This window comes from Candidatus Competibacter phosphatis (genome assembly GCF_012939995.1).
GTDB classification, from domain to species: Bacteria; Pseudomonadota; Gammaproteobacteria; order Competibacterales; family Competibacteraceae; genus Competibacter; species Competibacter phosphatis.
In genome coordinates, this window is sequence record NZ_SPMZ01000013.1 from 1 (window position 1) to 23,204 (window position 23,204).

Consider the following 23,204-nt stretch of genomic DNA (forward strand, 5'->3'; position numbering starts at 1 on the left):
CCCTGGAACGGTTGGAGCCGGCTTTGGCCTTGTATCTCATCATCGCTTGGCGTCTGCACTACCTCACTGTGCTCGGTCGAGCCATTCCCGAGTTGCCCGGTGATGCCGTGTTGGACCCCGCCGAATGGCGGGCGGTCTACGTTGCCATCCACCGCAAATCCCCGCCGGAAACGCCGCCCGCACTCCCGATCTTGCTCGCTTGGATCGCGCGCCTGGGCGGCCATTTGGGCCGCAAGTGCGACGGCCCTCCCGGCCCTCAAGCGCTCTGGATCGGTTTGCAGCGCGCCCGTGATCTCGCTTGGGGGATGCAGTTGGCTTCCGAGCTCCTTGCTCCCTCAGCCGGATAGAGATCTGTGTAATGGACAGGTCCACCAACTGAAACTGTATTCACATCATAGAGGATATTAGTGAGTTGACCCTGCAAGACCCGACTATCAACTTGGCGATCATGCGTATGGATGTAGGCAGGCATGCCAGTAATAGCTCGGGATTCTTTTGGCCAAAAGTGAAAACGCCATTCCTCCGTGTCGTTGCGACTGAGAAGTACGACGTAAAAGCCATGGGGGTGCATGAGGCAGATTGGATTCGCCCGCTCCAGCCACGATCTAACGGCACCTAAAAGAATAGGCGCCGGAATGTTACGGACATGGTCTCTTGTTAGGGGAAAATCGAGGTCAGCGTACATAAGGGGATGATTCACTACAAGCCTTTTTAGCTTCGACTTCCAATTCTATAATTTCTTGATTTTTACCAAACAGTTCTGGAAGCATTGTCCGCCCAATCCCTGCTTCGTTGTTGAGCACGCGAAAGGCTTCATCCCGTACCCAACTGAACTCAGTGACGTATGCCCCAAAGTCGCGATGATTATGAGAGTAGCGCGAAGCCGTATCTTTTGGGTCCTCTCGGGTCACCAAAATCTCATCGGTCGAGCCTTCGATACGGAAAACTGACAGTCGCTTACTCAAAAATAAGTGAATATTGACCAATTCAGAGTGTTTTCGCGAGGCGTGGATGAGCGCCAAGATAGTCGCCAGAATTTGAGTTTGCACATAGGAAGTGTTCCAAGCTTGGCGGTCAAATGATGAGACCTTGCGAAAAATTGGCATATTTTTCACAGAGATCTTTGTCTCGAAGGTCGAGCAAGACCACCTCCACTCGGATTGGGCATCGCGTTTGGCAGGCCCGATTGACGAGCACCGGAAGAATCTCGGCGCGAAAATGCCTACCCGTCCGCACGAAGATTTTGTAGTCCTTCGCTCTCAAGGCGATGACATGCAACGTTTGTTTAATGTCTTGTGGAAGTATGGTGGTTTTTGCAGCAATATCGTTGGGGTCGACGAAAAAGTAGTAGATATAGAGACCAGCTACGAGCGCAAAGACGCCACTGGCTACAGATGAAATGAATAAACTGCTTAGCGAATTCCAAATGGGCGTGCTTGGCGCAAACCAGGCAATCATAAAAATACCGATTATGCAAATAAAGAGTACCATGCTAGAGGTGAGCAGAAAGGTTCTTTTTTGCGATGGCGAGCTAAGTATGCCGGTGACTGTCATTGTTTAGGGCGCTAGTTCTCTGGTTTGGTAAAGTGATTCGTTATTACTGTACGCTAACAAGTGATTATGCGGTTCCGCATAACTTCTCGACGGTTAACTTATGCAGTAATAAACTAACCAAAGAGGCACATATGGCGAGTCCTTCGCTCGCAACCTCCCCACCACCTTCTCCATGCGCATCCTGCCCAACATAGGCGTATAAATCTAGATGATGCTGATCATCGAGTGCCCAGGGTTTTTGGAGCAATGGCGTGCTTGTAACTACTGCCGTTCTGATCGCCTTACCATGTGGCTGGACCCGCATCAGGGCCGCTAAGGATATACTTCAATTCCGCAGCTCGTTTTTCCACAAGGGCTGATCTGTAATCCTCAATGATAAAATTACCGGTAGACCCCGTTTTTCTATTGACTTCCGTTATGAATGCCATACTGGCATCGCGATATTTAAGCCATGCTTTTTGAGCTACCTCAAGTTTCTGCCTTCCGTCGCTTGAAAGCGATTTCATGGCTTCATCGTATATCGCGTTGAGTTCTTTGTCGGCTGCTTTATAACGCGCCGCAAGACAATCCATGATAAAAACTGAATCTTCTGATCGGCTATTGCACTCTTCGGCGATCACTGAATTTGAAATAGCGAACAGACCTGTCAATATAGCGATCATCAATTTGATTTGCATAGCTATCTCCTGTGCGATAAGAAATTGTCATTTTGTCGAATAACACCTATTTTAAAGCATATTCCATCCCCTGCTTCCCGTTGGTACTTTGACGTTTGCCGAACGTCTCAATCTTCACTCCGGCTAATGCTTTGCTTTTCTCATCTCGCCTTACTCCTCTCTACCTGCCTCGCACGTTGCATGATATCCGAGTTACCGAGGATCGTCGCTTTTTACCGTTTCGGTTCGTTGCCGCGCCGCACGGCCGTTCAGCTTTCGTTCGCCCTTCATTCAGCCCGTGCTCAGGCGAACTCCGGGATCATTCGAGTCACCGGGCGATGGATGGCGAATCTCGCCCGCGTGAAGAGTTCCAATTCCATCCTTGATGAAGAATCAGGCCGCCCGTGTGGGCGGACAGGAGCGAACCGATGAACGCAATGAAATGGCTGCTGAGCGTCGCGGTCGCCACCGCGATCATGGTCCCGTTACAAAGCGCCCATGCGAGAGATGGCCACCTCTACGGTCGAGATGGCAACGCCACCACACGTTTCGGCGACTACCATGGTGACGACGACGGCATTTACCGAGTGCACTATCGAGGTCACCACGGCTATTACGGGCGTCATGGTTATTACGGGCGTCATGGTTATTACGGACGGCCCGGTGGCTACTATCGAGGTCACCGCCGCTACTACCCGCACGGTGACTATCGAGGTTTCCACGGCGACTACGGGCCGCCTCGGGTCGGCTATCGACGGCCGGCAATGGCGCCACCCGTAGTACCGTTACCCCCGCCACCTCCGCTACCTCCGTTGCCCCGGTGGTAAGTCCGTTGGCATCGAACGATCCAGGTGCCTACGACTTATTCACCACGCCGCCATGCGGTCCTGATCCACATAGGTGTCAATCGGGGTGGTGTTGAGGGTCGAATGTCCCAACAGCGCCTGGCTGTCCACCAACTCCGCCCCGATGTTCAGCAAATTGGCGGCATACCTATGCCGCAACTTATGCGGGCTGATCTTCTTCTCGATCCCAGTCTTTTGTAGCATCCCTCGAGGATAGGTGTCCGCCTGCTACCAGTCCTTGCCGGCCTCCTGAAGCCAGTTCGCTCACAGCCCCAAGCCGATGCTGTCAGCGTGGCAGCTTGTCTCGCGGTGGCCCTTGGCGTAGCACAGGTGAGCAAGGCACTCTTGCCAGGCCGCGTCGAAGATTTCTCAGCCGAATCGATATCGACCGCGATTATCCGCTTTCCCCTCGTGGATGCGGGATCGAATCGGGTTCCAGTTCTCCTCCTGAATTCCGACCTGCGGGCCGCTCCCCGAGCACGTCGCGCGCCGCATGCGAAAAGGCAACATAACACGGTCCGCTGTTTCAGAAAGTGGTGCGGCACGCGCTCCAGCATCGCCCACAAGGCGGTGTGATGCCGCGCGGCATGGTGCTTGATCTCTGCAAACAGGCTGTCGTTCAATTCCACAATGGTTTTCATGCCATACACCCATTGTTCTATATTAGGCACTGGGTACGCCATACAATCGATGGAAGCCGAACGATGATGCGGAGGTGTTGACCATGCTTGAGTGGATCGTCGCTCTGATCCCGATATTGCCGTTGGCCGCCGCATCGTGGATTGGCGTGGCTATTTTGTTTGGACGGGCCAATGGCGAAGCGCACGAGCGGCGTACCAGCCAAATCGTGTTGGCGGCTTGCGGCGCCTCGTTCGCGGCGACGCTGGTGCTGATGGTCGCCCGGTTCGCTGGACCGTTGCCAGACCAGGTGGTGCTCGGACGCTGGCTGGCCAGCGGCGAGTTTCAGGTGGATTTGAACTTCGTCATCGACGATTTGAGTCTCGCGCTGCTGGTATTGGCGTCGCTGGCCTGCTTGCTGGTTGCCCGGTTTTCAGTGAACTACCTGCATCGAGAACCCGGTTTCCATCGCTTTTTCCTGGTTCTGAGTCTGTTCGCGGCGGCGATGGCGCTGCTGGTGACCGGCGGTAACGCGGTGCTGACCTTCGTCGGTTGGGAAGTCGCCGGCCTGTGTTCCTATCTGCTGATCGCGTTTTTTCCAGGACCGACCGGTTGCGGCCGGCAACGCCACCCGCGTCTTCGTCACCAACCGGGTCGGCGATGCCGGTTTTCTGCTGGGGATCGCGCTGTCGTTCCATTGGCTGGGCAGCGCCGATTGGGGAATGGTGACCGCCGGCGCGGCGGGTTTGAGTTCGTCACAAGCCGGGATACTGGCTGGTTGCTTCCTGCTGGCGGCGGTCGCCAAGTCGGCCCAGGTCCCGCTGGCACCGTGGTTGGCGCGGGCGATGGAGGGGCCGACGCCGTCCAGCGCCCTGTTCTACGGCGCGGTCATGGTGCATGCCGGCGTGTATCTGGTGCTACGCCTGCAACCGTTGTTCGAGCAGTCGCCAGTCGTGATGGCGACGATGGTGGTGGTTGGGTTGGCCACCGCGCTCTATGGATTTCTGGGCGGACTGGCGCAGACCGACATCAAGAGCGCCCTGATCTTTTCCACTTCGGGGCAGGTCGGGTTGATGTTCCTGGCTTGTGGACTCGGCTTCTGGCGACTGGCGTTGGTGCATCTGTGTTGTCACGCGGTGTTTCGCGCCTATCAGTTCCTCAGCGCGCCGGCGATTTTGTACCAACTGCACGGTGCCCGCGCCCGCCCAGTGCCGGCTTGGCTCGCTCGTCGGCGGCGGGTCTACGTGGCGGCGTTGCAGCGATTCTGGCTGGAGGACCTCGCCAACTGGAGCGTGGTCCGGCCGCTGCGCCGTCTGGCGGGTTATTTGAGTGTGTTCGATACCGCCGTGGTGGATCGGGCGACCGGTTTGCCGGCGCCGGCGGTGAGTGCCTTGTCGTCGCTGGCCCAGTGGGAGGAGCGGCAACTCGGTACCGGTCGGGTGCTGGAACGCGCACCCGACGCCATGGACCGGGGACAAGGGATCGTGGGGCATGTGACCGAATGGACGGCGGCGGCGTTCCACCGGGTCGAGGAACAACTGGTCTTCAAAGCCGTCGGGCAGGGGATCGTGACGAGCAGTCACCGCATGGGCTACGGACTGAGCCGGGTGGAACGCTGGCTGGGGCGCTCCTGGACTTGGATAGCGGTGATAGCGGTGATCCTGGCGATACTGGCCGGGATCGGCGAGATGATGCACGGCGGCGTGGAACCGGGAACCGGGTCGGCCGGTTTTCCGCTGTTGAGCGCGCTACTCGGCGTTCCCTTGCTCGGCATGATCGCGGCTTGGCGCACCCGACAGGCGCGGACCGCGTTTGCGCTGGGTCTGAGCGTCGCGGTGGTGGAACTGATTTTAGCGGTGCAATTGCTGGCCGGTTTCCAAGCGCATGTGCCGGAGATGCAGTTCGTCGAGCGTTTCGAGGTGTTGCCGTGGCTGGGCATTCACCTTGGCGTCGATGGCCTCAGCGTGTTGTTTCTGCCGCTGACGGCGCTGTTGACGTTGTTCGTCATCCTCTACGCCCAGTCGCACCGACAGGAACGGTCCGGCGCGTTCGTCGGCAGCGTGCTGGCGCTGGAAGCGGCGTTGGTGGGGATGTTCACCGCCTTGAATCTGCTGCAATTCTGGCTGTTCGCGCTGGCCGAGGCGATTCCCGCCACCGTGCTGATCGCCTACTACGGGACCAGTCCGGGGCGCAACCGGGCAGCCTGGCAGTTTGTGCGCTCCATGCTGGGCGGTTTGGCGATGCTGCTGGCCGGGATCGTGTTGTTGGCTTGGAACCATGCCGACGCGGCCGATGGTGTTTGGTCCTTCGATCTGCCCGCCTTGCTGGCAACGCCGGTGCCGGAAGGACGGCAGTCGCTGATCTTCATCCTGCTGTTCGCGGGGTTGGCGGTGCGGCTGGCGCTGTTCCCCTTGCACGCCTGGCTGCCCATCGTGGCCAAGCACGGCACGGTCGCGGTCGGCATGGTGTTTCTGGTGGGGGCGAAGGTCGGAATTTACGCGCTGCTGCGTTTTGTCCTGCCGCTGCTGCCCGCCGCCGCCCGGCAGTGGGATGCGGCCATCGTGGCGCTAGGCTTGGCTGGCATGTTGTACGGCGCGCTGCTGGCCTTCATCCGCACCGACTTGCGCCGCTTGCTGGCGTTTGCGGTGATCAGCCATACCGGGGCGCTGGTGGCCGGTTTGTTCTCGCTGACCGCCTCCGGGTTCAAGGGTGGTCTCCTGCTCAGCCTGAATCTGGGGTTGGCGGCAGCGGGGCTGTTCATCGTCGCGGGTTTGCTATACCGCCGCTTGGGTACGACCCGGTTTCACCGTCTGGGCGGTTTGTTCGACGCCGCGCCCTTGCTCGGCTTGACCTTTCTGGTGGTGGTGCTGGGCAGCATCGCCATGCCGGGCACGCCCGGTTTCGAGGCGGCCCATTTGGCGCTGGAAGGAGTGTTCGAATCCTATGGCTGGGGCGTGGCCATCGTCGCCGCCTCCGGCAATGTGCTGGCGGCCGGTTATCTGCTGTGGGCCTATCAGCGGATTTTCCTGGCCCGCAATCCCAAGGGCGTGACCTTGCCCTTGGTCGATCTGCGGTCGCGGGAATTGATCGTGGCCGGGTTGCTGTGCGCGGTGCTCATCGGCGTCGGGCTGTACGCCGATCCATGGATCGAGACCATCAGCGAGGCGGTGGAACAGGTGGCGCGAGTATTCGAGGCGGGAGGCGGGTGATACCGCCTTTTCACCATTGCCGTCACTCGACTAGACTAAGCAATAGCTAACCCGAGGAACGCCATGCAGACTGTCAATATTCACGAAGCCAAAACCCACCTTTCCCGACTTCTGGAAGCTGTCGAGCGTGGTGAGGAGGTCGTCATCGCCCGTGCCGGTCAGCCGATTGCCACGCTGGTTGCCTACAAACCGCCTCGCCGCCGGATCGCGCCGCCGGGCGGCATGGAGGGTGAGATCTGGATGGCGGACGACTTCGATGAGCCAATCGACGATCTGTTCGACTGCTTGAAGAATGGCGAATCTGTTTCGGTAACGGATGCGTGACCGATGCGATTGCTGCTGGATACACACTTGATTCTTTGGTGGCAGGGTATGCGAACAAAGGTCCCGTCAGCAGCTCGCGAACTGATCGAAGGTTCGGATGCCCCGGTTTATGTGAGCCGTGCCTCGCTATGGGAGATCGCCATCAAGATCAATCTGGGCAAACTCGGCGTGGATTTACCGAAATTCTGTGAGAGGGTCGCCGCTGATGGGTTTTCCTGGCTGCCCATCGAAAACGCGCATATCCTGCGGATCGCCGCGTTGCCGGTATTCGCTGACCACAAGGACCCATTCGATCGTCTGCTGGTGGCGCAATCCTTGAGCGAGCCGCTCATTCTGCTGACGGTGGATGCCAAGCTCGCGCGCTACGGCACCACCGTTCGGGTGGTGTAGCAGACTGCTGTGAGCGGCGATGATTAGCATCGGGCTATGAGCAGCTGATCCGTGTTTCGAAATGCAAGTCAGTTTCCACCACTTTTCCCAGGAGCTTGGCAAGAGTGTTGCTTAATCACGAATCCCTGTCTCCCATTGGCATCCCCATTCTGAGCCTCTTGATCCTGCTGCCGCTGGTCTGGGCGTTGGTGCTGCCCTTTCTGCGCGAGCATCGGACCGTGCGGGTCTGGGCGTTGGTCGGCGCCGGTCTGGAACTGGCGCTGTCGCTGCTGATGTTGGCGGCGCTGCGCCCGGAAGATGCCGGGATGCAACTCATGGAACGGGTGGCGTGGATTCCCAGCCTGAACGTTCACTACCTGCTGGGAATCGACGGTATTTCCGCCTTGTTTCCGCCGCTGACCGCGCTGCTGTTCTGCGCCGTGATCCTGGCGTCCTGGACCAGCATCCAGACCCTGCCCCGGTTGTATTTCGCCCTGCTGCTGGCACTGGAGAGCGTCACCATGGGCGTGTTCTGCGCCCTGGATCTGGTGCTGTTCTTCCTGTTCTGGGAGCTGACCCTGGTGCCGATCTATTTCCTGATCAGCCTGTGGGGCATCGGCCCGGAGCGGCGCTTCGCCGCCATCAAGTACACCCTGTTCATGCTAGCCGGCGGCATCCCGCTGCTGTTCGCCATCCTGTTGCTCGGACTGCATCATGCCGCCGCCACGGGCGCGTCGATTCCCGGTGGATTATCGTTCGATTACCTGACGCTGCTCGAACAACCGCTGTCTTCCTCGGTGCAGACCGCCGTCTTTCTGCTGCTATTTTTCGGTTTTGCCGTCAAGGCCCCGCTGTTTCCGTTTCATACCTGGTTGCCGACCGTGCTGCGAGAGGGGCCGGTGGGCCTGAGCGCGTTGCTGGTGGGCCTCAAGCTCGGTGCATTCGGCATCCTGCGCTTTGCCTTGCCGCTGGCCCCGACGGCGGCGCGCGAATACTTTTGGCTGATGGCGGTACTGGGCGGGTTCGGCGCGCTCTATGGGGCGTTGGTGGCGCTGCGGCAGTCCAATCTTCGCAAGATGCTGGCCTTTTCCAGCGTCAGCCATGTCGGACTGGTGATCGTGGGCATCGCCGCCATGAACAGCCAGGGCATACAGGGCGCGATCTTCCAACTGCTGAATTTCGGAGTGGTCGCGGGCGGCCTCATGCTGCTAGTCGGGTTTCTGCATCACCGGCTGGGCTCGACCGATCTGGCCAGCTTGGGTGGCTTGGTCGGCCCGTTGCCGCTGCTCGCTGCTTTTTTCCTGCTGTTGGGGATGGCGTCCATCGGCTTACCGGGAACCAACGGCTTCGTTGCCGAATTGCTGATTCTGCTTGGGATTATGCAGGTATCCCCCGGCCTGGCGTTGGTGGCGTTGGGGGGTGTGATTCTGAGCGCCGCTTATTTTCTGGGTTTCTTCCAGCGGGCGTTCCTGGGGCCGGTGGCCAGTCCCGAATTGGCGTTTGCTCTGGATCTGCGGCCGCGCGAACTGCTGGTGGCCGGTGTGCTGGGGTTGCTGGTGCTGATCGGCGGGTTGTTTCCGCAGTGGGTGCAGGGGGTCACGGCGGGTGCCAGCAACGCTTGGGTGGCGCGGCTGGTGACGGGGCAAGAGGTGGAAGGTTCCGCGGCAATGGCGGGGTATAATGCACACGAATTCAAGCCACCGCAGTGATCCGCCATGACCGACATCCACGAACTACTGAAAGGTTTCCAACGTTTTCGCGTCAAGAGCTTCGAGCCGAACCGGGAGCTGTTCAACCGGTTGGCGATGCGGGGACAAACCCCCGGCACCTTGCTGATCGGGTGCAGCGATTCTCGGGTGGACCCCGCCATCCTCACCGATTCCGCGCCCGGCGATCTGTTCGTGGTGCGCAACGTCGCCAGCCTGGTGCCGCCCTACGAAACCACTGGCCGCTATCACGGTACCAGCGCCGCCCTGGAGTTCGCGGTTTGCAATCTGCATGTTCATAACATCATCGTGCTCGGTCATTCACACTGTGGCGGTATCAACGCCCTGTTGGACGGTTATGGTGAAAATGACGAGGGCGAAGGTTATATCGCGCCCTGGGTGCGGATCGCCGCCCCCGCCCGCGACGAGGTACTGCGGCGCTGGCCGGATGCCAGTCGCGAATTCAAACAGCGGGCCTGCGAACGGGCCGGCGTGCGCACTTCGCTGACCAATCTGCTGACGTTCCCATTTATCCGCCAACGAGTCGAGGAAGGTACCTTGAACCTGTACGGCTGGTATTACGATCTGGAGAACGGCGAATTGATGCAGTATGACCCGGAAAAGGACCGTTTCTACGATCTGTATTTCGGGCCAGTGCCCACGGCGGACCCTGCCTGACGATCAGTCGCGCTGTTTGCCATTCTGGCTAACTCCCTTTACATTGAGGCAACGGACCCCTGTATGAACCCAACACCCGCTCTCCCCATCCGCCGTGCCCTGCTCAGCGTTTCCGACAAGACCGGCCTTGTGGATTTCGCTCGCGCCCTGGTTGCACTCGACGTGGAACTGCTCTCGACCGGCGGTACCGCCCGGTTGCTGACCGAAAACGATATCCCCGTCATCGATGTCGCCGATTACACCGGTTTTCCGGAAATGATGGACGGGCGGCTCAAGACTCTGCATCCCCGAGTGCACGGTGGGCTGCTGGGTCGGCGCGGCGAGGACGATCTGGCGATGAACCAGTTCGGCATCGCCCCCATCGACCTACTGGTGGTGAACCTTTATCCCTTCGAGGCCACGGTCGCCAAGCTGGACTGCGCGCTGGCCGATGCCATCGAGAACATCGATATTGGCGGGCCGGCGATGCTGCGGGCGGCGGCCAAGAACCACGCGGCGGTCACCGTGGTGGTCGATGCCGGCGACTACGGACGGGTTCTGAATGAAATGCGGGACAACGATGGAGTGGTCAGCGCCGCCACCCGCTTCGAACTGGCGGTCAAGGTGTTCGAGCATACCGCTCACTACGACGGCGCCATCGCCAACTATCTCGGTTCGATCCGCGCCGAGGGCGGGCGTGACCCGTTCCCACGCAGCTATACCACGCAATTCGTCAAGGCTCAGGACATGCGTTACGGCGAGAACCCGCACCAGCAAGCGGCGTTCTACGTCGAGCCTAAGCCGGCCGAAGCTTGCATCGCCACCGCTCGCCAGTTGCAGGGCAAGGAACTGTCCTACAACAACGTTGCCGACACCGATGCCGCGCTGGAGTGCGTCAAGAGTTTCGCCGGCCCGGCCTGCGTGATCGTCAAGCATGCCAATCCCTGCGGCGTGGCGGTCGGTTCGACCATTCTCGACGCTTATGATCGTGCCTTCCAGGCTGACCCGACCTCGGCCTTCGGCGGCATCATCGCCTTCAACCGGCCACTGGACGCGGTCACCGCCAAGACGATCGTGGACCGGCAGTTTGTCGAGGTGATCATTGCCCCGGAAGTCACGCCGGAGGCACTGGCGGCGACCGCCAGCAAGCAGAACGTGCGGGTACTGGCCTGTGGTCAATGGGACAGCGCGCGGGCGCCGGGTTGGGATTACAAGCGGGTCACCGGCGGTTTGCTGGTGCAGGACCGCGACCTGGGCCAGGTGGGATTGTCCGATTTGAAGGTGGTCACCCAGCGCCAGCCCAGCGATCAGGAACTGGCTGATCTGCTGTTCACTTGGCAAGTGGTGAAGTTCGTCAAATCCAACGCCATCGTCTACGGTCGGGACGGCATGATTCTCGGAGTCGGCGCCGGGCAGATGAGCCGGGTATTCTCGGCGCGCATCGCCGCCATGAAGGCGCAAGAGGAAAAGCTGGATCTAAAGGGCGCGGCAATGGGTTCCGACGCCTTCTTCCCGTTCCGCGATGGTATCGATCTGGCCGCCGAATATGGGATTACCGCCGTCATCCAGCCGGGTGGTTCGATGCGCGACAGCGAGGTGATCGCCGCCGCCGACGAGCATGGCATGGCCATGGTGTTGACCGGGATGCGGCATTTCCGACATTGACGATAGGCCCCTCTCCCTTCGGGAGTGGGGTGAGGGTTAATCCATGAACATCCTGATCGTTGGCGGCGGTGGCCGCGAACACGCCCTGGCCTGGAAGGTGGCGCAGTCCAGTCGGGTCAACAACGTCTATGTGGCGCCGGGCAACGCCGGCAGCGCTCGTGAACCCAAGGTCACCAATATCACCATTACCGCCGACGATCCGGCGGATCTGCTGCAATTCGCCCTGGATCATCACATCGATCTAACGATCGTCGGCCCGGAAGTGCCGTTGGTGTTGGGGATCGTCGACCGTTTCGCCGCCGCTGGCCTGCGTTGCTTCGGGCCGACTCAGGCGGCGGCGCAACTGGAAGGTTCCAAAGCCTTCGCCAAGGATTTCTTGGCCCGCCATAAGATCCCCACCGCTCGTTACCAGAGCTTTACCGACCCGGACGCGGCGGAAGCCTTTATCCACGAAATGGGCGCGCCGGTCGTGGTCAAGGCTGACGGACTGGCGGCCGGTAAGGGCGTAATCTTGGCCCAAAACGAGCAGGAAGCCATCGCCGCCATGCGCGGCATGCTGAGCGGCGCCGATTTCGGCGAGGCGGGCCGGCAGGTGGTGATCGAGGAGTTTCTGCATGGCGAGGAAGCCAGCTTCATCGTCATGACCGATGGCGAGACCATCCTGCCGTTGGCTTCGTCGCAGGATCACAAGGCTCGCGACAACGGCGACCGAGGTCCCAATACCGGCGGCATGGGCGCCTATTCGCCGGCTCCGGTGGTCACCCCGGAACTGCACGAGCGCATCATGGCCGAAATCATCGAGCCGACCGTGCGCGGCATGGCGGCGGAGGGTTGCCGTTATGTGGGGTTCCTTTACGCTGGGGTGATGATCACCGCCGATGGCCCCAAGGTGCTGGAATACAATTGCCGACTGGGCGATCCCGAGACGCAGCCATTGCTGCTACGCCTGCGCTCCGATCTGGTGGAGCTGTGCAAGGCGGCCCTGGACGGGCGGCTGCATGAGATGACAGTGGATTGGGACCCGCGCGCCGCGCTGGGGGTGGTAATGACCGCCGCCGGTTATCCGGGTCCCTATCGCAAGGGCGACGTGATCGAGGGCTTGCCGCGTCACGACGAGGAACTGGGCGACGATGGCAAGCTGTTCCACGCCGGCACGCTGGAAACCAAGGAGGGTCATATCGTTACCCATGGCGGCCGGGTGCTGTGCGCCACCGCGCTCGGCGGTACGGTCGCCGAAGCGCAGAATCTGGCCTACAACCTGGTCAAGCGCGTGCGTTGGGATGGCGCTTACTACCGCACCGATATCGGCTATCGGGCCATTGCCCGGGAACGGGGAGAATAACCCGGATAGAGCCGTGTAAGACGATAACGGATTTAAATATAACCATTTTAAGGAAGAAGAGCGTATGGAAAAGAACAGTCCCGTGTTACTGGCTTGCCGGAATTTGGCGCGTCTGGCTGGCGTCAGTGTATTGATGCTCGGCCTGCTGGTTGGCTGCAACGACGACGACAACGATCCGGCTCCGCTCAACTACGCGGAAACCATTGTCGACGGCCGCGTCGCTGTGCGGCAGGCGCTCGTCGATACCGATACGCCCTCCGCGTCGGTGGTGCTGATCGATGGCGATCGCATCGTCTGGAGCGAAACTTTCGGTTATATCGACAAGGCGACGCTAACCGCCCCCAGCCCGACCACGATGTACGGCATCGGCTCGGTCAGCAAGGTGTTCGCCGCGATGGCGGCCATGAAATTGGTCGATCAGGGCAAGATCGATCTCGACGCGCCGCTCGTCCAGTATCTACCCGATTTCCGCATGGCCGCGCCGGAATACCCGCAAATCACCGTGCGCATGTTGCTCAATCATTCGGCGGGCTTTGGGGGCACCGACTATCGCAACGGTTTCACCAACGCGCCGGTGCCGGGCGAGATGGCGGTGTATTGCAATGACTGTTTGACGATGATCGAGCCGTTGGTGGAGGCGGTATCGGGTCGATCCTATACCCAGTTCGTGACGGACGAGATCCTCGTGCCGCTGGGCATGACCCACAGTCGTTTCGCGCTGGAGCCCTTCCTGGCTGGCTCGTTCGCGCCGGGCTATACGGGTGACCGCGCCGATCCCCAGGAATACACCAATGCCTATGCCACGGGCGGTCTCTATTCGACGCCCAACGACATGGCCCATTTGGCGATGATGTTCATGAACGGTGGTCGATATGGCAATGTCCGCGTTTTGTCGGCATCGTCGGTGGCCGAGATGGGCCGCGACCAGACGCGGAATCTGCTTTTCAACCCCATACCCACATTTCACTGGGGACTGGGTTGGGATGGTGTGGCACAGTCCGGCCTCGCCGCCGTGGGCGTGACCGCCTGGCATAAGAACGGCGGCACCCTAACCTACGGCTCCGAGTTCTTCGTGGCGCCGAACGAGCGGCTGGCGGTGATGGTGACGGGCGCTTCCGTCAAATTCAGTGTGGGTCAGTTGGCCGAACGGATCATGCTGCACGCCCTGGCCGAGCGCGGCAGCATTCTCGCCGTGCCCACCCCGCTGCCCGACACGCCGCAACCCAAACAGCCCGCGACCGATGCCGATCTAGCCGCCATCGTCGGCGATTACGCGCAATTCGAGGCTTTGCTGCGGATCGAAGCCTTACCCGACCGCAGCCTGAAGATTTCCAGGTACAGCAACGGAGTCTGGACCGAAATCGCCAACGATTTGAAACGGCGCATCGACGGCAGCTTTTCCAGCGATGCCGCGCCGAACGTGGCGTATCGAACCATCGACGGGGAGGGGCGGCGCTATTTGGTTGCGCGTCGGCCCGTCGGCTTGGGCCATTATCTGGCGGAGATTCCCTTTGGGCAGCAGGTTCAACCGGCAGCCCCGTTGTCGACGGCTTGGCAAGCGCGCGTGGGTCAGCGCTGGCTGGTGGTCAACGAGGATGCGCAGTCCATTCCGTTGGTCCAAGGAACGGCACCACCCCGGTTTGCCCTGGACGTGGTCGACGGATTGCCCGGCTACCTGTTTGCCACAGCGATTCACACGGGCTCGCAAATCGTCGATCCGGCCGGCAGCGATACCCTGGCGCGAATGTTCCTGAAAATCCCCGTGAACTTTGGGCGCGATCTGAACGATGTGGTCATCGAGACCCGCGACGGCGAAGAATGGGTACGTTACGGCAGCACGCTGTTCCGTCCACAGGCCAGCGTGCCGGTGCTGCCGGTCGGCGACAGCGCGGTCGTGATCGGAGGCGAAGGTTTCGCCGAGTGGCGCAAATTGTCGGTGGGAGGCACGGTGGCGATCGCCGGCGCCAGCGCGTGGAAGTTGTACGACGCCGATCTCAAGTTGCTGGCGTCCGGCCTGGGCAACGGCAGCGTCAGTACCGCCCCGGCGGGCGCTTATCTGATGGTGTACGGCCCGTCGGACACGGCGATCACGGCGATCACCGTGACGCTGGCCGCCGCCGGCTGACCTCACTCAAGCTATTCCCATTCGTGGAAATCTCTTCCCCATGCCTACTGTATCCACTCCGTCCAAACCGCTGGAACTGGTCTGTCCCGCCGGTAATCTCCCTTCGCTGAAAACCGCTGTCGATCATGGGGCCGATTCGGTTTACATCGGCTTCCGCGACGATACCAACGCCCGCCATTTCCCCGGCCTGAATTTCGACGCCAAGACCGCCGTGCAGGGGGGTGCAATACGCCCATGCCAAGGGTCGGCGGGTGTTCGTCGCGCTCAATACCTTCCCGCAACCGTCCGGTTGGGAGCGTTGGCGGCGGGCAGTGGATCAAGCGGCGGAGTTGGGGGTGGACGCGGTGATCGCCGCCGACATCAGCGTGCTGGACTACGCCCACCGCCGGCATCCCGATCTGCCACTGCATCTGTCGGTGCAAGGTTCCGCCACCAATTACGAGGCGATTCGCTTCTATCACGAGCACTTCGGCATCCGCCGGGTGGTGCTGCCGCGCGTCCTGTCCTTACCGCAAGTTCGCCATGTGCTCGAAAACAGCCCGGTGGATCTCGAAGTGTTCGGCTTCGGCGGGCTATGCATCATGGTCGAAGGCCGCTGTTTGCTGTCGTCCTACGTAACCGGCGAATCGCCCAACATGTGCGGGGTTTGCTCGCCGGCCAAGGCGGTGCGCTGGGAGGAAACGCCGCGTGGCTTGGAAACCCGGCTGGGTGGCTTGCTGATCGACCGCCACGCGCCGGGCGAGCCGGCCGGTTATCCGACCCTGTGCAAGGGCCGGTTCACGGTGGCGGATCAGACCTATTATGCCATCGAGGAACCGACCAGCCTCAATACGCTGGCATTGCTGCCGGAGTTGCAAGACATGGGTATCGCCGCGATCAAGATCGAGGGTCGCCAACGCAGTCCGGCCTACGTGACCCAGGTCACCAAGGTCTGGCGCGCGGCCATCGATGCTTGCCGACGCAATCCCACCGCTTACGTGCCCAAACCAGAGTGGTTGCGAGAACTGGGCAAGGTATCCGAAGGTCACCAAACGACCTTGGGCGCTTATCATCGGACTTGGCAATAGGAGTCATCGCCATGACGATTGAAGCACGCATGCCGAAACTGGCGCTGGGACCGGTGCTGTACTACTGGCCCAAGGAAAAGTTGCTGGATTTCTACGAGCGGATCGCCGCGTCGCCGGTCGATATCGTGTATCTCGGCGAAACGATCTGCGCCAAGCGCCGCGCGCTGAATACCGAGGAATGGCTGGCATTGGCCGAACGACTGAGCGCCGCCGGCAAGGAAGTCGTGTTGTCCACCATGGCATTGCTGGAGGCCGAATCGGAACTGAAGGCCCTGCACCGCTTGTGCGAGAACGGTCGCTTCACCGTGGAAGCCAATGACATGGGCGCGGTGCGGTTACTGTCCGCGCGGGGTGCGTCGTTCGTGTCAGGTACCGGTATCAACGTCTATAACGATCGGACTCTGCGCTTTCTGGCCGGTTTGGGCGCTAAGCGTTGGGTGATGCCGGTGGAACTATCGGCCGAGACGCTGGCGGTGATGCAGGCGGAGCGGCCGGCGGAAGTGGAGACCGAGGTGTTCGTCTACGGCCGCTTGCCGCTGGCGTATTCGGCGCGCTGCTTTACCGCCCGCCATCACGATTTGCCCAAGGATGATTGCCGCTTCCGCTGTCTGGATTACCCGGAGGGTCTGACCGTGAGCACTCGCGAGGGGCAGGCGTTCCTGGCACTCAACGGCATTCAGACGCAGTCGGCGCAGACCTGCAACCTGTTGTTGGAACTGGAGGAGTTACGGGAACTGAAAGTGGATGTGCTGCGAGTTAGTCCGCAAGCTGAGGGGACCGAGGCGGTTATCGAAGCGTTCGCCGCCTGTTTGCGCGGGGACCGTGATCCGCTGGAGGCGGCGCGGACGCTGAATGCCGCGTTGCCATATGGCGCTTGCGACGGTTATTGGCAGGGGCAGGCAGGGTTGCGGCAGGTGGAGGAGGTGTAGGTGAACTGTTGGCTGGATCAGCAGATGGTTCGTGAGACTATGCGCTTTGAGTAACGGTTGTTTTTATACGGAAGCCATATGATTATTTGTTAGATGGCTAAAAAAAACCAATGGCTGAGGAACTGATTTCAATCGCGGACGTAGCTCAAAGTTGCGGAAAACGTAAGCAGACCGTATTCAAGATATTAAAGCGCCTCGGTATTGAACCTGAAAAATGTAAGAGTTCCGAAAAGCATGGCCAAACCGCTTCCTACATAACCAAATCCGAGTTCGAGGCTGTAGCTACCGAAATCGCAACAGATCGCGATTTTTCTCAGTTGTCTCCAGATGTGGTTCCGAGTGAATCTGGATACTTTTACCTAATTCAACTCGAACCCGACCACGATCCTGGAAGATTCAAGGTTGGTTTCACTGTAAATGTTGAGGAACGGCTTCGAGCCCATCGCTGCGCGGCACCTCTCTTGAAACTGAAGAAAATATGGCCATGCAGGTCTCTTTGGGAAAAGACCGCTATAGATTGCGTTTGCGATGGCGTCGAACGGTTGCACACGGAAGTATTTCGTGCGGATAATATCTCAAAGATTGAGATTAAGTGCGATAAATTTTTTTTCCTTAATGCCTAAATTTATCGATGAAAACTAGCACGATAAAGACAGATCTCATCTAATATGAAATAAAGTCTGAATATGATTTTTCAGGTGGTATCCGTGGAAAGCACTATCGAGCCTACCAGCAAGGTACGAATGTTGTTCTTTTGGAACCCGATATTGCGGAGATCTTCAAGGATTCAGAAGCCGTAAATCATGCGCTGCGCATGCTCATGAATTTAGCGAGTGATGAGCTGAAGAGGAATCTGATAAAAAATTCAAGCAGACACTCGTAACTTCATGTTGCCCAGAAAAGATATTAACCTATTGTTTTTATTTTTATAAATACAAGAAGTGTCATCCCGGATCATCGCCATGCGGCGAGCTTGCTGCATAGATCGTCAGCTTCAGTTCCGCATCATCGAGCAATCGATATTCGGGTCTGCGACCAGAAAGTCTTTCGCTCTCGGTAATGATAATGGGAACGCCTTCACCGCGTTTATCCATGATGAAACTGCGTTGACTACCAATGGCATTGACGTTCATCGGACAACGGGCCAATAAGGAACTCAGCAATTCGTTCCGAGCCGATTGACGTTCCGAAAGACTGTCGATCGTCATCGTGTTCGGAATCGTTCCCGGCGAGAAAAGCTCCAAGCGATCGGCGAAAAGATGTAGACGGATTCTGGAACCGTATATCGAATAATCGCGATGCGCTACCGCATTGACGACCGCCTCGAATACCGCATTCATTGAAAACTGCGGTGTTTCGACGCGATTCGGCACCTTGACCGCATAAACTCGCATATTGCGCTCAATGAATTTACAGGCTTCCCGTATCTGTACATCCAGTGGCCCGGTGATGTCTTTTGCATCCAATTGATAAGCGGCATTTCGCTCGGTGCCACGATAGCAAACAGCCTGAACATAAGCTGTTGCAAGGAATACCTCTGGATGTTCGGTCGCCATCAACACGCCGCTGACGGTCGGACGTAAGATTCCATCTTCATCCTGGGCAACCAGCTTCATCTTCTCCAAAAATTCTTGATCGTCGGCGGGCGAGAGCACTGTCCTGAATCGCCTCCACAACGATGCTTCAAGGATATCCGGCTTTGCGCTGACAATCGTTTGTTCATCGAAGCGGATCAGTCGGGCCTGACTTCGTTGCTGAAACAAGCGCGCCAGCACATCGGGTCTCATCGGTCGTTTGGAGCTGCCAATGCGGCGAAAATTGCCTCCCGGACTTCGATGCACGAACAAACTACGTGGGACATCGATACGCATGATCGCTTTTTCGCCACCATCCGCATCCGTGATTAAGGTTTTGCGGATTACGCAGTCCAAGGGTGGTTCGATCAGGTCGTTGCTGATTTCGCGCAGCCAAGCTTCGATGATGTCCAGCTTATCCTTGGGAACACCGCGAATGGCTTTCGATTGATCATCCACGCCGAGCAAGACAATGCCGGTATGGGTATTGGCCATCGCGGCAAGCTCGTCGGCCATGCTGTTGCGGTGGGGGCCGGTAATCCTATCGCCACTGAATTCGACGGTTTTCAGTTCGAGGACCGAATCCTCGCCGAGGGCTATTTGTTTTAGGAGTTCCGTCGAAGGTTCAAGCATCGATGCCAGCCACGCGTCGGGGGACGATCAATTCGCGTGTTCAACCGCCGCTGAACCGCTCGTAAGCCCCCATCAGCCCATTGGCGGCCCGCAGCAGCGACGGCAATGGCCCGCCAGTCGCCTCCAGGTCCATCCCATCCAGCCAGTTCTTCAATTCCAGACCCAGTGCGGTATCGCCTTCCATGACCACCCGGCGGTTGAAAAACAGCGTGTCGGAATCCTCGCGGCGGGTGGCCAGCGCCAGAAAATCGTAGATCGTGCCACCGATGGTCAGCTCCGGCGATTGTCCGATCGGGCCGGGTACGAAGCCAGCAGCTCCGGCAAAGCGAATTCGGTATTCCACCTTGGCGTCGCGCACCTGAATCGCCAGTACCCGGTCACGCAGAAATTCGAACTCGCCCTCGCGGATGCTCGCGGCGAACAGCACGTTCAGGGCCGTGATCAGCGCGATCGAATGCACCGGGCCGGGAATCAGTTTTAACGGCAGAGCGAACGGAGAGGGCAGGGTCGGGCGGCGTGGGGCTTGGAAACCGCTGGCGGTATCGACGGTGGCGTTCATGCGCTTACAGCAGGGTTGGGGAGTGGGGGAGAGTAGCGTTCAGCGCTTCATCGAATCGAAGAATTCCTTGTTGGTTTTGGTGCTCTTGAGTCGTTCCAACATGAATTCCATCGCTTGCAACTCGTCCATCGGGTGCAGCAGCTTGCGCAGTATCCACATCTTCTGCAGGTCGTCCGCCTCGGTCAGCAGTTCCTCGCGGCGGGTGCCGGAACGATTGATATCGATGGCCGGGAATACCCGCTTCTCGGAAATCCGCCGGTCGAGATGGATTTCCATGTTGCCGGTGCCCTTGAATTCCTCGTAGATCACATCGTCCATGCGCGAGCCGGTGTCGATCAGCGCGGTGGCGAGGATGGTCAGCGAACCGCCTTCCTCGATGTTGCGCGCCGCGCCGAAAAAGCGTTTGGGTTTCTGCAGGGCGTTGGCATCCACGCCGCCGGTCAACACCTTGCCGGAGGCCGGCACCACCGTGTTGTAGGCTCGCGCCAGCCGAGTAATGGAATCCAGCAGGATCACCACGTCGCGCTTGTGCTCGACCAGCCGCTTGGCCTTGTCGTTCACCATTTCCGCGACTTGCACATGACGGGTGGCCGGCTCGTCGAAGGTGCTGGCAATGACTTCGCCGCGTACCGAGCGCTGCATCTCGGTGACTTCCTCCGGCCGCTCGTCGATCAGTAGCACGATGAGATAGCACTCGGGATGGTTGGCGGCGATGCTCTGGGCGATGTTCTGCAACATCACGGTCTTGCCGGCCTTGGGTGGCGAGACGATCAAGCCGCGCTGGCCTTTGCCGATGGGCGAGATCAAGTCGATCACCCGGGCGGTGATATCCTCGGTGCTGCCGTTGCCGCGCTCCAGCGACAGCCGCTCGTTGGCGTGCAGCGGCGTCAGATTCTCGAACAGCACCTTATTCTTGGACGCTTCCGGCGGCTCGAAATTGATGTCGCCGACCTTGAGCAGTGCAAAGTAGCGTTCGCCTTCCTTGGGCGGGCGAATCTTGCCGCTGACCGTGTCGCCGGTGCGCAGGTTGAAGCGGCGGATCTGGCTGGGGGAGACGTAGATGTCGTCGGGGCCGGCCAGATAGGAACTGTCGGCGGAGCGCAGGAAACCAAAGCCGTCCTGCAGAATTTCCAAGACACCGTCGCCGTAGATATCCTCGCCGTTCTTGGCCAGCGCCTTGAGAATCGCGAAGATCACATCTTGTTTACGGGACCGCGCCGTGCCTTCGAGCCTCAGTTCCTGCGCGATGGCGATCAGTTCGGCGGCGGATTTCTTTTTTGAGTTCGGTCAGATTCATGGAAGCTACGTGCTCGGGGCGGCGGGCGCCGGCGGGGTGCGTCCGCGGAGAAGGGTCGGGGGTTCGCGTGTCGGGAAGCCAGCCGAGTTACGGCGGAGCGGGGTGTGGAATGATCGTTGTGACGGTATTTGATCGCGGTGTGCTAGGTAAGCTAGCACGGCCGCGAAACGGCGTCCAGCCACGGGCGGGCGAACGCCGGAAGTTTAACGCAGATTGCTGTCGAGAAAGGCGGTTAGCTGCGATTTGGAAATGGCGCCAACCTTGGTGGCTTCGACGTTACCGTTGTGAAACAACATCAGGGTGGGGATGCCGCGGATGCCATACTTGGGCGGCGTACCCTGATTTTCGTCCACGTTCAGCTTGCAGATCTTGACCCGACCGGCGTACTCCCCGGCGATCTCGTCCAGAATCGGCGCGATCATCCGGCAGGGTCCGCACCACTCGGCCCAGTAGTCCACCAGGACCGGTTGTTCGGCCTTGAGTACTTCGGCCTCGAAGGTTTCGTCGGTGACATGCACAATTTGCTCGCTCACGGAAGGATCTCCGGTTCGGGATGGGAAGGGCGGCGGACCGCTCGCGCGGGTTGGCGGATGCGCGAAGACGGATGGGTTACGGTATGGTCGGGAGGGTCCAGAAGGGGCCCACCGCCACGGCGCGGCCGCGAAAATCCACGGCGCACGGCGTTCAACGGTGGATATTGTGGCAAAATAATCCATCGAGGCACAAATTTCTTTCGATATTCCGCCAAAATTCAAATGTGGTGCCCCCAAACCCCGCTCATTCGGGATCATCCTTCACTCATGCAAAAAGACCATTTGACTCATATCCCGTTTTCCTCGCTCGGCTTGAACGATGCGTTGCTGGAGAGCGTGGAGGACGCCGGTTTCGTTCACTGCACGCCGATTCAGGCCGCCACCTTGCCGCTGGCGATCCAGGGCCAGGATGTTGCCGGTCAGGCCCAAACCGGTACCGGCAAGACCGCCGCTTTTCTGTTGGCCGCCCTACACCACCTGATGGAAACCCCGGTTCCCGAAGGCGAGGTCGGTCCCTGGACCCTGGTGATTGCTCCCACCCGCGAGTTGGCGGTGCAGATTCACCGCGATGCCGAGCTGCTGGGTCGTTACACCGGTCTCAAGTTCGCCGTGGTTTACGGCGGCACCGGCTACGATAGCCAACGCCGTCAGCTCGAAAGCGGCGTGGACGTGCTGATCGGTACGCCCGGTCGCCTGATCGACTACTACAAGCAGGGCGTCTACAAGCTGTCCAACATTGAGGTGGTGGTGCTGGACGAGGCCGATCGCATGTTCGATCTGGGCTTCATCGCCGATATCCGCTACCTGTTGCGCAAGATGCCACCCCCCGATCAGCGCATCAACCTGCTGTTCTCCGCCACCCTGAGCAACCGGGTCATGGAATTGGCCTACGAGCACATGAACAACCCGCAGGTGGTGCGGATCGAAACCGAGCATGTGACCGCCGACAAGGTCCGCCAGGCGCTGTATCACGTTTCCGGTCACGACAAGATCCCGCTGCTGCTGGGGGTACTGCGCCAGCAGGCGCCCAAGCGCACCATGATCTTCGTCAACACCAAGCGGGCGGCCGACCGGGTGACCGAGTACTTGCTCGGCAACGGTTATGAAGCCGGTGTGCTGTCGGGCGATATTCCCCAGCACAAGCGCTTGCGTCTGCTGGAGGCGTTCCAGCGCGGCGAGTTGCCGATTCTGGTGGCCACCGACGTGGCGGCGCGCGGCCTGCACATCGCGGATGTGACTCATGTGATCAACTTCGATCTGCCGCAGGAACGAGAAGACTATGTTCACCGTATCGGTCGCACCGCCCGCGTTGGTGCCAGCGGCGACGCCATCAGCTTCGCCTGCGAAGAGTATGTCTACTCGCTGCCGGAGATCGAGGACTTCATCGGCCAGAAAATTTCGGCGCTGCCGGTGACCGAGGATTTGCTGTTGGAGTACAAACCGCCCAAGCGACTGGAGCACCGCCGCCCGCCACCCGGCGGCGATCGTCCGCGCAACCGCACGCCGCACCGGCGACCGGCTCGTACTTGAGCGAACGCTGAT

20 protein-coding genes and 5 pseudogenes are annotated in these 23,204 nt (G+C 59.7%); 16 read left to right on the forward strand and 9 right to left on the reverse strand.

The window, feature by feature from the left end; all coding sequences use genetic code 11:
* Positions 1–347 (forward strand): IS4 family transposase (locus E4P82_RS04470; protein ID WP_281383645.1); only part of this gene is annotated, 347 nt, incomplete at its 5' end.
* A gap of 327 nt (positions 348–674) precedes the next feature.
* On the opposite strand, the gene E4P82_RS04475 is transcribed toward E4P82_RS04470, so the two are convergent.
* The 3 genes from E4P82_RS04475 to E4P82_RS04485 form a co-directional block, all read right to left on the reverse strand.
* The gene (locus E4P82_RS04475) at positions 675–1,049 is read right to left on the reverse strand and encodes a hypothetical protein (RefSeq protein ID WP_169247773.1); all 375 of its coding nucleotides are present in this window, start codon (positions 1,047–1,049) and stop codon (positions 675–677) included.
* Between the two features lie 25 nt (positions 1,050–1,074).
* Positions 1,075–1,458, reverse strand: coding sequence for a hypothetical protein (locus E4P82_RS04480; RefSeq protein WP_169247774.1), 384 nt, complete (start codon positions 1,456–1,458; stop codon positions 1,075–1,077).
* Between the two features lie 377 nt (positions 1,459–1,835).
* Positions 1,836–2,231 (reverse strand): lysozyme inhibitor LprI family protein, encoded by a 396-nt coding sequence (locus E4P82_RS04485; protein WP_169247775.1) that lies wholly within the window; start codon positions 2,229–2,231, stop codon positions 1,836–1,838.
* A gap of 407 nt (positions 2,232–2,638) precedes the next feature.
* On the opposite strand from E4P82_RS04485, the gene E4P82_RS04490 reads away from it, so the two are divergent.
* Complete coding sequence (locus E4P82_RS04490; protein ID WP_169247772.1) at positions 2,639–3,037, forward strand: hypothetical protein; 399 nt, start codon at positions 2,639–2,641, stop codon at positions 3,035–3,037.
* 39 nt (positions 3,038–3,076) lie between these two features.
* On the opposite strand, the pseudogene E4P82_RS04495 reads toward E4P82_RS04490, so the two are convergent.
* A pseudogene (locus E4P82_RS04495) lies at positions 3,077–3,262 on the reverse strand (tyrosine-type recombinase/integrase); the annotation flags it as partial.
* 685 nt (positions 3,263–3,947) lie between these two features.
* Here E4P82_RS04495 and E4P82_RS21755 point away from each other — a divergent pair.
* A pseudogene (locus tag E4P82_RS21755) lies at positions 3,948–4,091 on the forward strand (hypothetical protein); the annotation flags it as partial.
* 15 nt (positions 4,092–4,106) lie between these two features.
* Here E4P82_RS21755 and E4P82_RS04505 read toward each other — a convergent pair.
* The gene (locus E4P82_RS04505) at positions 4,107–4,319 is read right to left on the reverse strand and encodes a hypothetical protein (RefSeq protein ID WP_169247777.1); all 213 of its coding nucleotides are present in this window, start codon (positions 4,317–4,319) and stop codon (positions 4,107–4,109) included.
* A gap of 10 nt (positions 4,320–4,329) precedes the next feature.
* On the opposite strand from E4P82_RS04505, the pseudogene E4P82_RS21760 reads away from it, so the two are divergent.
* The 12 genes and pseudogenes from E4P82_RS21760 to E4P82_RS04560 form a co-directional block, all read left to right on the forward strand.
* Positions 4,330–4,812, forward strand: a pseudogene (locus E4P82_RS21760) (proton-conducting transporter transmembrane domain-containing protein); the annotation flags it as partial.
* Between the two features lie 324 nt (positions 4,813–5,136).
* Positions 5,137–6,882 (forward strand): complex I subunit 4 family protein, encoded by a 1,746-nt coding sequence (locus tag E4P82_RS21765; RefSeq protein WP_338140964.1) that lies wholly within the window; start codon positions 5,137–5,139, stop codon positions 6,880–6,882.
* Between the two features lie 63 nt (positions 6,883–6,945).
* Positions 6,946–7,206, forward strand: coding sequence for a type II toxin-antitoxin system Phd/YefM family antitoxin (locus tag E4P82_RS04515; protein ID WP_169247779.1), 261 nt, complete (start codon positions 6,946–6,948; stop codon positions 7,204–7,206).
* 3 nt (positions 7,207–7,209) lie between these two features.
* A complete protein-coding gene (locus tag E4P82_RS04520) occupies positions 7,210–7,596 on the forward strand; it encodes a type II toxin-antitoxin system VapC family toxin (protein WP_169247780.1) in 387 nt (128 codons plus the stop codon).
* A gap of 104 nt (positions 7,597–7,700) precedes the next feature.
* The gene (locus E4P82_RS04525) at positions 7,701–9,284 is read left to right on the forward strand and encodes a complex I subunit 4 family protein (protein WP_312914131.1); all 1,584 of its coding nucleotides are present in this window, start codon (positions 7,701–7,703) and stop codon (positions 9,282–9,284) included.
* A 6-nt stretch (positions 9,285–9,290) separates the two neighbouring features.
* Complete coding sequence (locus E4P82_RS04530) at positions 9,291–9,959, forward strand: carbonic anhydrase (RefSeq protein ID WP_169247781.1); 669 nt, start codon at positions 9,291–9,293, stop codon at positions 9,957–9,959.
* 63 nt (positions 9,960–10,022) lie between these two features.
* Positions 10,023–11,603, forward strand: a complete 1,581-nt coding sequence (gene purH, locus E4P82_RS04535) for a bifunctional phosphoribosylaminoimidazolecarboxamide formyltransferase/IMP cyclohydrolase (protein ID WP_169247782.1) — start codon at positions 10,023–10,025, stop codon at positions 11,601–11,603.
* A gap of 43 nt (positions 11,604–11,646) precedes the next feature.
* Complete coding sequence (gene purD / locus E4P82_RS04540; protein ID WP_169247783.1) at positions 11,647–12,945, forward strand: phosphoribosylamine--glycine ligase; 1,299 nt, start codon at positions 11,647–11,649, stop codon at positions 12,943–12,945.
* 64 nt (positions 12,946–13,009) lie between these two features.
* Positions 13,010–15,070: a serine hydrolase domain-containing protein gene (locus tag E4P82_RS04545; RefSeq protein ID WP_169247784.1), complete on the forward strand. Its 2,061-nt coding sequence runs from the start codon at positions 13,010–13,012 to the stop codon at positions 15,068–15,070.
* 70 nt (positions 15,071–15,140) lie between these two features.
* Positions 15,141–16,137, forward strand: a pseudogene (gene ubiU, locus E4P82_RS04550) (ubiquinone anaerobic biosynthesis protein UbiU).
* Positions 16,138–16,148: 11 nt separating this feature from the next.
* The gene (locus E4P82_RS04555; RefSeq protein WP_246327363.1) at positions 16,149–17,066 is read left to right on the forward strand and encodes a U32 family peptidase; all 918 of its coding nucleotides are present in this window, start codon (positions 16,149–16,151) and stop codon (positions 17,064–17,066) included.
* Between the two features lie 110 nt (positions 17,067–17,176).
* Positions 17,177–17,689, forward strand: a complete 513-nt coding sequence (locus E4P82_RS04560) for a GIY-YIG nuclease family protein (RefSeq protein WP_169247785.1) — start codon at positions 17,177–17,179, stop codon at positions 17,687–17,689.
* A gap of 321 nt (positions 17,690–18,010) precedes the next feature.
* Here the strand turns inward: E4P82_RS04560 and E4P82_RS04565 are convergent, their stop codons facing one another.
* From E4P82_RS04565 to trxA, 4 genes and pseudogenes are all read right to left on the reverse strand, one after another.
* The gene (locus E4P82_RS04565) at positions 18,011–19,273 is read right to left on the reverse strand and encodes an ATP-binding protein (protein ID WP_169247786.1); all 1,263 of its coding nucleotides are present in this window, start codon (positions 19,271–19,273) and stop codon (positions 18,011–18,013) included.
* Between the two features lie 40 nt (positions 19,274–19,313).
* On the reverse strand, positions 19,314–19,832 hold the full coding sequence (gene ubiT, locus E4P82_RS04570) for a ubiquinone anaerobic biosynthesis accessory factor UbiT (RefSeq protein WP_169247787.1): 519 nt from the start codon (positions 19,830–19,832) through the stop codon (positions 19,314–19,316).
* 39 nt (positions 19,833–19,871) lie between these two features.
* Positions 19,872–21,129, reverse strand: a pseudogene (gene rho / locus E4P82_RS04575) (transcription termination factor Rho).
* Positions 21,130–21,332: 203 nt separating this feature from the next.
* Positions 21,333–21,662, reverse strand: a complete 330-nt coding sequence (gene trxA / locus E4P82_RS21775; protein ID WP_169247788.1) for a thioredoxin TrxA — start codon at positions 21,660–21,662, stop codon at positions 21,333–21,335.
* Positions 21,663–21,929: 267 nt separating this feature from the next.
* Between trxA and E4P82_RS04585 the strand changes: the two genes are divergently transcribed.
* Positions 21,930–23,192, forward strand: a complete 1,263-nt coding sequence (locus E4P82_RS04585) for a DEAD/DEAH box helicase (protein WP_169247789.1) — start codon at positions 21,930–21,932, stop codon at positions 23,190–23,192.
* The last annotated feature ends 12 nt before the right edge of the window (positions 23,193–23,204 follow it).

Bases quoted from the DNA above. Each gene is read 5' to 3' on its own strand.
- E4P82_RS04480 (WP_169247774.1), bottom strand. From the start codon at position 1,458: ATGATTGCCTGGTTTGCGCCAAGCACGCCCATTTGGAATTCGCTAAGC.
- E4P82_RS04485 (WP_169247775.1), bottom strand. From the start codon at position 2,231: ATGCAAATCAAATTGATGATCGCTATATTGACAGGTCTGTTCGCTATT.
- E4P82_RS04490 (WP_169247772.1), top strand. From the start codon at position 2,639: ATGAACGCAATGAAATGGCTGCTGAGCGTCGCGGTCGCCACCGCGATC.
- E4P82_RS21765 (WP_338140964.1), top strand. From the start codon at position 5,137: ATGGACCGGGGACAAGGGATCGTGGGGCATGTGACCGAATGGACGGCG.
- E4P82_RS04515 (WP_169247779.1), top strand. From the start codon at position 6,946: ATGCAGACTGTCAATATTCACGAAGCCAAAACCCACCTTTCCCGACTT.
- E4P82_RS04520 (WP_169247780.1), top strand. From the start codon at position 7,210: ATGCGATTGCTGCTGGATACACACTTGATTCTTTGGTGGCAGGGTATG.
- E4P82_RS04530 (WP_169247781.1), top strand. From the start codon at position 9,291: ATGACCGACATCCACGAACTACTGAAAGGTTTCCAACGTTTTCGCGTC.
- purH (WP_169247782.1), top strand. From the start codon at position 10,023: ATGAACCCAACACCCGCTCTCCCCATCCGCCGTGCCCTGCTCAGCGTT.
- purD (WP_169247783.1), top strand. From the start codon at position 11,647: ATGAACATCCTGATCGTTGGCGGCGGTGGCCGCGAACACGCCCTGGCC.
- E4P82_RS04545 (WP_169247784.1), top strand. From the start codon at position 13,010: ATGGAAAAGAACAGTCCCGTGTTACTGGCTTGCCGGAATTTGGCGCGT.
- E4P82_RS04555 (WP_246327363.1), top strand. From the start codon at position 16,149: ATGACGATTGAAGCACGCATGCCGAAACTGGCGCTGGGACCGGTGCTG.
- E4P82_RS04560 (WP_169247785.1), top strand. From the start codon at position 17,177: ATGGCTGAGGAACTGATTTCAATCGCGGACGTAGCTCAAAGTTGCGGA.
- E4P82_RS04565 (WP_169247786.1), bottom strand. From the start codon at position 19,273: ATGCTTGAACCTTCGACGGAACTCCTAAAACAAATAGCCCTCGGCGAG.
- ubiT (WP_169247787.1), bottom strand. From the start codon at position 19,832: ATGAACGCCACCGTCGATACCGCCAGCGGTTTCCAAGCCCCACGCCGC.
- E4P82_RS04585 (WP_169247789.1), top strand. From the start codon at position 21,930: ATGCAAAAAGACCATTTGACTCATATCCCGTTTTCCTCGCTCGGCTTG.